This window comes from Psychrobacillus sp. (assembly GCF_056205495.1).
Genome location: NZ_JBAEAP010000152.1, coordinates 1 through 11,386, shown reverse-complemented (window position 1 = coordinate 11,386; position 11,386 = coordinate 1). Strand labels below are relative to the sequence as shown.

Annotated in this window: 13 protein-coding genes; 2 read left to right on the top strand and 11 right to left on the bottom strand. The window is 37.6% G+C overall.

All coding sequences use genetic code 11. The annotated features are described in order from the left end of the window. The 8 genes from AC06OU_RS04550 to rpsF form a co-directional block, all read right to left on the bottom strand. Positions 1–1,272 (bottom strand): adenylosuccinate synthase (locus AC06OU_RS04550; protein WP_475854256.1); only part of this gene is annotated, 1,272 nt, incomplete at its 3' end. A 135-nt stretch (positions 1,273–1,407) separates the two neighbouring features. Then, on the bottom strand, positions 1,408–2,763 hold the full coding sequence (dnaB, locus tag AC06OU_RS04545; RefSeq protein WP_144540259.1) for a replicative DNA helicase: 1,356 nt from the start codon (positions 2,761–2,763) through the stop codon (positions 1,408–1,410). Between the two features lie 12 nt (positions 2,764–2,775). Beyond that, positions 2,776–3,225 (bottom strand): 50S ribosomal protein L9, encoded by a 450-nt coding sequence (gene rplI / locus AC06OU_RS04540; RefSeq protein WP_169359811.1) that lies wholly within the window; start codon positions 3,223–3,225, stop codon positions 2,776–2,778. Further along, positions 3,222–5,198, bottom strand: a complete 1,977-nt coding sequence (locus tag AC06OU_RS04535; protein ID WP_475854255.1) for a DHH family phosphoesterase — start codon at positions 5,196–5,198, stop codon at positions 3,222–3,224. The genes rplI and AC06OU_RS04535 overlap by 4 nt, the downstream gene beginning before the upstream one ends. Positions 5,199–5,210: 12 nt before the next feature. Continuing rightward, positions 5,211–6,152, bottom strand: coding sequence for a YybS family protein (locus tag AC06OU_RS04530; RefSeq protein ID WP_475854253.1), 942 nt, complete (start codon positions 6,150–6,152; stop codon positions 5,211–5,213). A gap of 496 nt (positions 6,153–6,648) precedes the next feature. Next, positions 6,649–6,885, bottom strand: coding sequence for a 30S ribosomal protein S18 (gene rpsR, locus AC06OU_RS04525; RefSeq protein WP_142540806.1), 237 nt, complete (start codon positions 6,883–6,885; stop codon positions 6,649–6,651). A 46-nt stretch (positions 6,886–6,931) separates the two neighbouring features. Then, on the bottom strand, positions 6,932–7,429 hold the full coding sequence (gene ssb, locus AC06OU_RS04520; RefSeq protein ID WP_475854252.1) for a single-stranded DNA-binding protein: 498 nt from the start codon (positions 7,427–7,429) through the stop codon (positions 6,932–6,934). Between the two features lie 43 nt (positions 7,430–7,472). Continuing rightward, positions 7,473–7,763, bottom strand: coding sequence for a 30S ribosomal protein S6 (gene rpsF, locus AC06OU_RS04515; protein ID WP_169359815.1), 291 nt, complete (start codon positions 7,761–7,763; stop codon positions 7,473–7,475). A gap of 166 nt (positions 7,764–7,929) precedes the next feature. On the opposite strand from rpsF, the gene AC06OU_RS04510 reads away from it, so the two are divergent. Further along, positions 7,930–8,487 (top strand): DUF3267 domain-containing protein, encoded by a 558-nt coding sequence (locus AC06OU_RS04510; RefSeq protein ID WP_475854250.1) that lies wholly within the window; start codon positions 7,930–7,932, stop codon positions 8,485–8,487. Positions 8,488–8,507: 20 nt separating this feature from the next. Here the strand turns inward: AC06OU_RS04510 and ychF are convergent, their stop codons facing one another. The 3 genes from ychF to AC06OU_RS04495 all read right to left on the bottom strand — a co-directional run bounded on the left by ychF (position 8,508) and on the right by AC06OU_RS04495 (position 10,759). After that, positions 8,508–9,608 (bottom strand): redox-regulated ATPase YchF, encoded by a 1,101-nt coding sequence (gene ychF / locus AC06OU_RS04505; protein WP_169359817.1) that lies wholly within the window; start codon positions 9,606–9,608, stop codon positions 8,508–8,510. Between the two features lie 85 nt (positions 9,609–9,693). After that, a complete protein-coding gene (locus AC06OU_RS04500) occupies positions 9,694–9,894 on the bottom strand; it encodes a DUF951 domain-containing protein (protein WP_169359818.1) in 201 nt (66 codons plus the stop codon). Between the two features lie 10 nt (positions 9,895–9,904). Further along, entirely contained in the window at positions 9,905–10,759 is an 855-nt protein-coding gene (locus tag AC06OU_RS04495; protein ID WP_475854248.1) for a mechanosensitive ion channel family protein, read from the bottom strand. A gap of 74 nt (positions 10,760–10,833) precedes the next feature. On the opposite strand from AC06OU_RS04495, the gene yyaC reads away from it, so the two are divergent. Further along, positions 10,834–11,386, top strand: a 553-nt coding sequence (gene yyaC, locus AC06OU_RS04490) for a spore protease YyaC (protein WP_475854247.1), incomplete at its 3' end; no start/stop codon positions are given.

Here is an 11,386-nt window from a genome sequence, read left to right as displayed (position 1 = left end):
TGAAATAACGTTTGTTTGTGTACGATCCGGTCCTACAGAGAAAATAGAGATAGGAACTCCTGTTAATTGAGAAATGCGTTCTAAGTAATGTCTTGCGGTGTCTGGTAATTCATCGTGTGATTTACACTTAGTGATATCCTCACTCCAACCTGGTAATTCCTCATATACTGGCTTACATTCAGCAAGCATACGCAGGTTTGCTGGATATTCTGTGATAAGCTCTCCTTTATATTCGTAGGCTGTGCAAATTTTAACTGTTTTTAATCCAGTTAAAACATCAATTGAATTCACTGTTAAATCCGTTAATCCACTTACTCTTTGCGCATGGCGGATTACCACTGTATCAAACCATCCGATACGACGTGGCCTACCTGTTGTAGTCCCATACTCTTTTCCTACTTCTCTGATTTGATTCCCTACTTCGTCAAAGAGTTCAGTAGGAAATGGTCCATCTCCCACACGCGAAGTGTATGCTTTACATACTCCTACCACATGCGAAATTTTTGTTGGACCTACTCCTGCTCCAATCGTTACTCCACCAGCCACTGGGTTAGAAGAAGTGACAAAAGGATACGTTCCTTGGTCAATATCCAACATTACGCCTTGAGCTCCTTCAAAAAGTACGCGTCTGCCCTCGTCTAATGCATCATTAAGTACCTTAGAGGTGTCCGTTACATACTGCTCAATTTCTTGGCCGTAACTGTAGAATTCTTCTAAAATTTCTTCTACTGTAAATCCTTCTGTTTCATAAAACTTCTCAAACATACGATTTTTTTCTTCTAGGTTATGCTCTAATTTTTCCTTAAACACTTCATAATCTAAAAGATCTGCTATACGTATACCTACTCGAGCAGCCTTGTCCATATAGGCAGGACCAATTCCTTTACCTGTTGTGCCAATTTTTCTTGCTCCTCGGCGAGCTTCCTCTACTTCATCTTGCTTTATATGATAAGGAAGGATTACGTGGGCACGATTAGAAATACGTAAGTTTTCAGTCGTTACACCGCGATCATGCAGCCCTTTAAGTTCTTTTACTAATGCTCGTGGGTCAACAACCATGCCATTTCCAATAACTGAAATCTTGTCCTTATAGAAAATACCGGAAGGAATGAGATGTAGCTTATAGGTCTCTCCTCCGAAAATAATTGTATGTCCTGCATTATTACCACCTTGGTAACGTGCAATTACTTCTGAGTGTTCTGATAAAAAGTCAGTAATTTTACCTTTTCCTTCGTCTCCCCATTGGGTCCCTACTACAACTACTGATGGCATTGCCAACACCTCCGTCAGACATTTCGTCCTGATTAAAAATCAGTGTAATTGTACCAATCATTTTTACCATAGTCAACCAACTTAAGTAAAAAACACGAACGAATTGATGTTTAAATAATCAATTCGTTCGTGTTTTTATGCTGGAGGAGCTTGATGTTGACTCCAATCAATATTCACAAATTTATTAAATTCTTTTACAAATGCTAGAGTAACTGTACCAGTCGGACCGTTACGTTGCTTAGCAATAATAATCTCAATCATGTTCTGATTTTCTGTTTCCTTATCGTAGTAATCTTCTCGATACAGGAAGGAAACAATATCGGCATCTTGCTCAATAGAACCAGACTCACGTAAATCGGACATCATTGGCCTCTTATCTTGACGTTGCTCAACACCACGGGAAAGCTGCGATAGAGCAATAACAGGAACTTTCAATTCACGGGCAAGCCCCTTTAATGAACGAGAAATCTCGGATACCTCTTGTTGACGGTTTGCCTGACTTCCACCGCTCCCTTGAATTAACTGTAAGTAATCAATTAGAATCATGCCTAAGCCTGACTCCTGCTTTAATCGTCTACATTTTGCTCTTATTTCATTTACCCGGATACCCGGTGTATCATCTATATAGATTCCTGCATTTGATAAACTACCCATAGCCATCGTCAGCTTGCGCCAGTCTTCTGTAGTCAACGCACCTGTTCTTAACACTTGAGCGTCAATATTACCCTCAGCACACAGCATACGCATAACTAACTGTTCTGCACCCATCTCTAGACTAAAGATAGCGACGTTTTCATCTGTTTTAGTTGCTACGTTTTGTGCTACGTTCAAAGCGAAGGCTGTTTTCCCTACCGAAGGACGAGCAGCAACAATAATAAGGTCATTGCGCTGAAATCCTGCTGTTATGCGATCTAAATCTCGGAAGCCAGTAGGAATACCGGTAACGTCACCTTTTCTTGTGTGTAGCTTTTCGATATTGTCATACGTCTCTACTAACACATCTTTAATGTGTTTGAAGTCACCTGCATTTTTACGATTGGCAACTTCCATCATTTTTCTTTCTGCTTCGGAAAGAAGAGCTTCTACCTCATCTTCGCGAGTAAAGCCATCCTCTACAATTGTCGTTGCCACGCGAATAAGACGACGGAGTATAGACTTTTCCTCTACTATTTTAGCGTAATGTCCGATGTTAGCTGCGGTAGGCACGGCATTTGCTATTTCACTAATATAGGAGATACCACCGACATCTTCTAATTCCTTCTTAGAAGAAAGTTCTTCTGTGACTGTTACAACATCAATTGCTTTTCCCTGATCACTCAGACGAAGCATTGTCTGAAAGATTTTTTGATGAGCTACCCGATAGAAATCCTCAGGCATGACAATCTCTGCGGCTGTTATTAATGCTTGTGGTTCTAAAAATATGGCTCCAAGAACAGATTGCTCTGCTTCTTGATTATGCGGCGGTACACGGTCCAATAATGGATCGCTCATAGAATTCTCTCCTTACGCTTCTTCAGATACGTGTACCTTCAAAGTAGCTACTACCTCTTGATGTAGTTTTACTGGTACATTTGTGTATCCTAGAGCACGAATTGCATCATCTAGTTCCATTTTACGTTTATCTATTTTAATTCCGTTAGTTTTCTCTAGTTGTGCGGCAATTTGTTTCGTTGTCACTGATCCAAATAGTCGACCATCATTCCCTGATTTTGCTTTTAGTTCAACAGTTAGTTGCTCTAAAGTTTCTTTTAATTTTTTTGCTTCTGCTAGTTCTTCAGCAGCTTCTTTTTCTGATTTCTTCTTTTGCCCTTCTAGAGCACTGATAGCAGCAGAATTTGCTTCTACTGCAAGTTTATTTTTAAGTAAATAGTTATGTGCATAACCATCTGCTACATTCTTAATTTCACCTTTTTTACCTTTACCTTTAACATCTTTTAAAAATACTACTTTCATTCTTCATTTCCTCCTTCAATTGTTTCTAATATAGCTGCATTTAATCGATTGATAGCTTCTGGAACAGTGATACCGGCTATCTGAGAGGCTGCATTTGTTAAATGGCCTCCACCGTCTAATTTTTCCATGATTACTTGAACATTTACTTCTCCTAGCGACCTAGCGCTTATTGCTACGGAAGTATCACTTCTTCTACCTACTACAAAGGAAGCAGAAACATTATTCATAGTTAGCAAAATATCTGCTGTTTGGGCGAGTAACACTTGACTATAAATCGTATTCTCATCACCGTAAGCTATTGCGATTCCATCCTTTAAAAAGTGAACATTTTGCACAATTTTTGAACGTTCAATATACGTATCTAAATCCTCTTTTAGGAGGCGTTGTACTAATATGGTGTCTGCACCATGAGTTCTTAAGTAAGAGGCTGCCTCGAACGTTCTAGCCCCTGTCCGGAGCGTAAAACTCTTCGTATCGACTATTATACCTGCTAGCATTGAAGTCGCCTCTAGCATGTTAATTTTCTCGTTTTTCGGCTGGTACTCTATAAGCTCTGTTACTAATTCTGATGTGGAGGAAGCATATGGCTCCATGTATACAAGCATCGTATTAGTGATAAACTCTTCTCCACGACGATGGTGGTCGATCACTACCACTTTCTCTGCTTTTTGTAATACCTTTTCATCTATAACCATACTTGGTTTGTGTGTGTCCACTATTACTAGTAGTGTTTTCTCTGTCATTTTGTTAATCGCTTCTTCAGCACTAATGAATCGATTATATAGCTCTGGTTTTTCCTTAATTTCCTCCATTAAGCGAAGGACACTCTTGTCTAGCTCATTGAAATCAATTACAACATAACCATTTATCTTGTTCATTTCGGCCATTTTCCTTACACCAACTGCTGCACCGATGGCATCCATATCTGGGAACTTATGTCCCATCACGATTACTTGGTCACTATCCTGTATGAGGTCCTTCAATGCATGGGAGATAACTCTGGCTCTCACGCGCGTCCGCTTTTCTACTGGATTTGTTTTGCCTCCATAGAATTTTACCTTTCCACTAGGATGTTTGATGGCTACTTGATCTCCACCACGTCCTAAAACTAAATCTAAGCTGGATTGTGCAAGTGCTCCTAATTCTACTAGAGAAGTAGAACCTGCCCCTACTCCTACACTTAAAGTTAAAGAAAAACCAAATTTAGAGGTGGTTTCTCTAATATCATCTAAAATGGAGAACTTACTTTTCTCTAGCTCCATTAATATGGATTCATTAAAAACAGCTAAAAAACGATCAGAGGATATTCTTTTAACGTATATACCATACTTGGCACCCCAATTATTTACACACGAGGTAACAAGGCTGTTTAACTGCCCTCTTGTTTGGTCATCCATTCCCTGTGATATCTCATCATAGTTATCAATGAATAATACACCGATAACTGTACGATCACCATAATAGAGGGATTCCATTTCTATTTGCTCCGTAATATCAAAGAAGTATAGAAGTTTTTCCTCTGCTTTATAAAACACCTTATAATTATGATCGTCTAAAGAGATAACCATTTCCTTAGAATCATCTTGCTTTAGTAGCTGCTGAAAATCAGAGGATATGGAAAGCAACTCTTCCCCTATAATTGTGTCGAAGGGTAGTTGCTGTGTCATATACGGATTGGCCCATTCCACAACATGCTGATCGTTGATGAGAATAATCCCAATTGGCATTTCAAGCAAGGCTTCTTCTCCTACCTTCTTCATCCTGTAGGAAAGTGTCTCGATATGCCTTTCTGTTTCTTCATAAACACGTTGCTCGATAATCCATGCATATATGAATACGCCAATAACTAACAGCGCAAATAATAATCCAACTAACAGGTTGTCAGATAGAAGCAAATAGGATGCCACGCCACCTAAGAACATAAATAATATTATTGGATATCGTATTGGTCGTTTTCTAAAAAAAGACGCCACTGAATCAGCTCCTTATTTCTTGTATCTGTCTTTTAAATATGCTCGCAAATTAAATCCTAAATCTAACACACCTAGGATAATAGTAAACGTATAGAGCGGAATTGCTAAGAAGGTGGCTAAAATAGCACTCCATTTTGGCCAACCCTGAATATGAAAATAATATTGAATCAGGGATACACCTTGTAAGAATAATAATGCCCTTAAAATGAATGTAGCATTTATGATAAGCATATAGCTAAAGGTACCTACCTCAAATGTAGTAACTAAGGATATAATAGCTACAACTAAATAATACCACAACACCGCTTTAGGTAATTTAAAATACATGTATTTAGGAAATTTTGGAACTGGTACTTTTAATTTCTTTAAAATAGGCAAGTTCACAGCAATATAGATAAATGCCGTTACAAACATAAGAAAAATAAAGTATGTTGGCGCTAAGGCTTCTAGGACAATTAAAAACTGCCTAACCATCTCATCATAGGTTTCTGGTTTTTGATTAGCTGATTCCAGTAAATTACCGACTTGTTCATAGGATATTTTAATACCCTCTAAAAATTGCTCTATTAGGTTAATATTTAATACTAAGATAGAAACTATATACTGAGCCGCTGTCATGAGTAGTACAAATATTCCTGTGGCCATTAGCATATATAGCTTTGTCTGCTTTCTTCGTAAAGAATCTCCTATTAGAAAACCAACTGGACCTACTATTAAACCAAGAGTAACACCTACTATACCTCCAATAATAAAAGTTATAATAACTGCTATAACTGTAACAAGTAAAGACTCTTTTCTTTCAAACTTGGCACTATACCAAGCTAAAGGTAAAGGCGCTATTAGGGACGTGATAATTGTTAGTATTGGAACATACACGGACATTGCTATCAAAATAGCAAATAGTGCAATCATTAAAGATCCAAACGTTAAATAGCTTGACTGATTCTTTTGCATGATCGACCTTCCTTTTTTATAATCATCTATCCATTGTAACAGATTTTGCTATACAACTAAAATTACACGTTACCACACTGATTAGGTGAAATGTACTATGGAAGGTTTTAGTAAATAATTCTTGTATAGTTTATATTATTCGAGTCAACCTCATAATTCCTTTTTATTTAGTATACGACCAAGCAAGGAAAAATAAAGTCTTCTATATGCTTTGAAATGAACAAATACAATCATATTTTTCTCCAAATTTTCTATTTCAAATGAGTTAATCGAAAAACTAATATTATGCTAACGATATCTTGTAATAGCTATTCTGGTCTAGCTTATTCTTTCTCAAGGTCGCTGCCAGTTCTATACGTCTAAGTTCTGTTGTTCCTATTTGAACCATAGGAATATGACCCGCTTACGAGATCATACTATAAAAGTTAAGTTATTACCGTTCTCTACAAAAAAAAGACAACAAAAAAAGACCGGTTTCCCGGTCCTTCATATATACTTATCTCTCTTCAGAAGAGAATGGTAGTAAAGCCATGATACGAGATACTTTGATAGCTCGTGTTAACTTGCGTTGGTACTTCGCGCTAGTTCCTGTCACACGACGTGGAAGAATTTTCCCACGTTCTGACACGAATTTTTTCAACAAATCTACATCTTTATAATCGATGTGTGTGATGTTGTTAGCAGTGAAGTAACAAACTTTACGGCGTCTTTTGCCTCCGCGACGTGGTGCCATAATAGGTTGCCTCCTTTTCGATTAAAGTAAAACGTGCGAGAAAATTTTAGAATGGTAAGTCGTCATCGGATACTTCTATCGGACCGCTACTATTTCCAAATGGATCTTCATCTACACGCGTATAGTTTTGCTGATTCATTGGTTGGTTTTGCTGATATGTTGGATTAGAATTCTGTTGTCCGCCACCATATGATTGTCCACCTTGGCCACGATCTCCAGAGCCTCCACGTGGTTCTAAGAACTGAACGCTGTCTGCGACAACATCCGTCGTATATACACGCTTACCATCTTGTCCTTCATAACTACCCGTCTGAATTCTGCCTTCTACACCTGCCAAACTTCCTTTTTTCAAGAAATTGGCTGTGTTTTCTGCTTGTTTTCTCCAGACGACACAGTTGATAAAATCAGCTTCTCTTTCACCTTGTTGATTAGAGAATGTACGATTTACAGCAAGTGTAAATCTAGCCATTGCTACTCCACTCGGTGTATATCGAAGTTCCGGATCTTTTGTTAGTCTTCCAACTAATACGACACGGTTAATCATCAGTTAATAACCTCCCTCGTTCAGCATTCATCGTCGATTGTTATTATTTATCGTCCATACGAACAGCAATGTGACGGATAATGTCTTCATTGATGTTAGCTAAACGAATGTATTCATCGATTGCTTGAGAATCAGCGTTTACTTTAACGATTTGGTAGAAACCTTCACGTAAGTCATTGATTTCGTACGCTAAGCGGCGTTTACCCCACTCTTTAGCTTCGATGATCTCAGCACCATTTGAAGTTAAGATTTCGTTAAAACGCTCAACTAGAGCTTTTTTCGCATCTTCTTCGATTGCTGGTTGGATAATGTACATTAATTCGTACTTTCTCATCTATTTACACCTCCCTATGGTCTTTGGTCGAACTGTTGTCAGCCGACAAGGAGCAAGTAATGCTATTACTCACATCGGTTTATTGTATCATACACTTTTACTTATATCAAGGATTGATTGTCTTATTTCAAATATTTGTCTATAATCGTGTAAAGGGGGAATTGGAATGGAAAAAAATGAGTCCATTCTTGCTACTATTGAAATTGATATAAAGAAGGTAGCTTGGCATAGCCTATGGATGACTATTCTCTTTTCTATATTAGGTCTAGTTCTCTATGGTTTTATTTATAGAGAATATGAAATAAGCATTACTCTTTTAGGTCTTTTGTTAACATTCCTTGGTTTTATACTTTTAATAGTTTTACACGAAGCATTCCATCTACTTGGCTTTTGGTTATTCGGTAAGGTCCCGTGGAACAAAATGGACTATGGTGTGAATCTTAAATTAGGGGTTGCTTATGCAACTACTTCCCTCCCCATTCCCAATCGATCAATGAAAAAGGCTTTACTGCTCCCATTTTGGATGACAGGAATATTACCTGTTATCATAGGTTACATTATGGAATCTCCCATATTAGTCTTACTTGGCGCCTGGCTTATTGCTGGTGCAGCGGGAGACTTTGCTATGTATAAAGAATTAAGGAAAATCCCTAACGATAGTTTAATAAAAGACGATCCTACTCTTCCAATATTATATGTAATTAAAAAAGACCGGTCTGCATAATGCAAACCGGTCTTTCGATATTAAACGTTGAAACGGAACAACATAACGTCCCCGTCTTGTACAATATACTCTTTACCTTCTAAACGTACCTTACCTGCTTCTTTAGCAGCAGACATTGAACCTGCTGAAACTAAATCGTCGTAAGCAACCGTCTCAGCACGGATAAATCCTTTTTCAAAGTCGGAGTGAATGACACCCGCACATTGAGGAGCCTTCATACCCTTACGGAATGTCCAAGCACGAACTTCTTGCACTCCCGCTGTAAAGTAAGTAGCTAGTCCAAGTAAAGAATAGGATGCTTTGATAAGCTGATCTAAACCAGATTCTTGAATTCCTAGCTCCTCCAAGAACATTTGCTTTTCATCGTCCTCTAGAGCAGCCATCTCTTCTTCGATTTTCGCACATACAACTATAACCTGCGCACCTTCTTCTGCAGCAAATGCACGCACTTTTTGAACGTACTCATTATCTTCAGATTCCATAATGTCATCCTCAGAAACATTTGCTACATAAAGCATTGGCTTGATCGTTAATAAGTGAAGGCCTTTTACAACACGAAGCTCTTCTTCTGTAAAATCTACAGAGCGACCAGATTTACCTTCTTCAAATGCTTCTTTTAAACGAGTCAATATAGGCTCTTCTACCATTGCTTCTTTGTCTTTTTGTTTAGCCATCTTAGCAACTCTAGCTAAACGTTTATCTACGCTTTCCAAATCCGCTAAAATTAGCTCCAAATTAATAACTTCTATATCAGAAATTGGATCTACCTTTCCAGCTACATGCGTGATATTGTCATCCTGGAAGCATCGTACAACCTGACAAATTGCATCTACCTCACGAATATGAGCAAGAAACTTATTGCCAAGTCCTTCACCTTTACTTGCTCCTGCTACTATTCCAGCAATATCAGTAAACTCAAATGCAGTTGGCACTGTTTTCTTTGGTACTACTAATTCTGTCAGTTTATCTAAACGAGCATCCGGTACTTCAACAATCCCTACGTTAGGATCTATTGTTGCAAATGGATAGTTTGCAGCTAAAGCCCCTGCTTTTGTTATTGCATTAAATAACGTGGATTTACCTACATTTGGTAATCCAACAATTCCTGCTGTTAATGCCATATATGTCACAACCCTTCAATTTTCTTACTTCACGTATTCCCTTTAACCTGTCTATTATATTGATTTTGACAGTAAAAGTCTATCTTTACTCTGTCTCAGCTTGTACAAGCACTTTTTTCATTTTCTTCTCGAATTCTATACGTGGAATCATGACACTATGCTGACAGCCTTCACATTTAATTCGTATATCTGCCCCTATGCGTATTATTTTCCAACGATTTGTTCCACAAGGATGTTGCTTCTTCATCTCTACAATATCATTTAGCTGAAATTTTTTTCTTTCCATTTACTCTCACCTACTCATTATTTTTCGCATTACGTACGACGATTGGATACGGAATATCCACCCCAGATTGCTCTAAAAATTCTTTAAGATCTCTTCTAATTCTTCTAGCAATGTCATCTTGCATCATAGGGATCGTCTCTACTCCAATTCTAAGCACCAAATCATCTGAGGATATCTCTTGTACCCCTAAAATTTCCGGTACTTTAACAAGCTCTTCATATTTTAAATTTAGATTTTCTAAAAATCCCTTTAACATATTCTCTACTGCATCTATGTCCGATTCATATGATACTTTAATATCAATAGTAACAATAGTATTGAACACAGAATAGTTAACGACATTAGATATTGTCCCGTTAGGTATAATATACATTTCCCCTACATAACTTCGCACCTTCGTTGTACGTAGTCCTATTTCTTCTACTATTCCTCTAAATGTTCCAATTTGGACTTCATCTCCAACTGCAAACTGGTCTTCAAATACGATAAAGAAACCTGTAATAACATCTTTAACTAGACTCTGTGCACCGAACCCTATCGCTAAGCCTATAACTCCAGCACCAGCGATTAAACCTCTCACATCAATATTAAATGTAGATAAAATTGCAAGCACTGCTGTGAAGTAAACAGCATAAGTTAGAATGTTTTCTAACAGCTTTATGAGCGTATTATGTCTTCTTTCTGAATATCTAAGCGGACTCTTCAGCTTAACAGCGAACACTCTTCTTACAATTGATTTCCCTACTTTTATAACGACAGCTGCCAAAATAAAAATAAAGAGAATCTTGATACATGTTAGACCTAGGTTTATCCAGTTCTCCTCATTTAATATGTAGCCTTCAATTTTTTTATATGTGCCATTCATTGCATCTCCACCCTACTGAATAAATATTTTCTTCCATGCATATACTAACTTTAAAAAAGAAAGCGAGTTTATATATGAATAAAATTAATGTTGCTCCTCAAGCTTCCACTATCTATTATAAAGAAACAGGAGTTATTTGGCGATTAAGCAACCACTTTTTAGAATATATACCTTTTGATCATCAAAACCTTGTTTTTTGTTGTATAGGGACAGACCGTTCAACTGGCGATGCCTTAGGTCCAATGACTGGGTCATTTTTAACACAGCTTAACTCTTTTCCTTTTGAAATCGTTGGAACATTGGACAGCCCACTCCATGCGTTGAATTTAGAGGAGACTACTAATACGCTCTACAGTTCTTCTGAAAAACCATTTGTTGTGGCCATTGATGCCTGCTTAGGGAATGCTAATAACATTGGAGAAATTATTATTCATCCAGGTCCTCTTTTTCCTGGAAAAGCTGTTAAAAAAGATTTACCACCTATTGGTGAAATTTCAATCAAAGCAATTGTTAATATCGGTGGTTATATGGAATATAATGTATTGCAAAGTACTCGATTAAATCTTACTTTTGAAATGGGAAAGGTCATTTCTCGATCTCTACTTCTTGCATGGCATAGATATAATT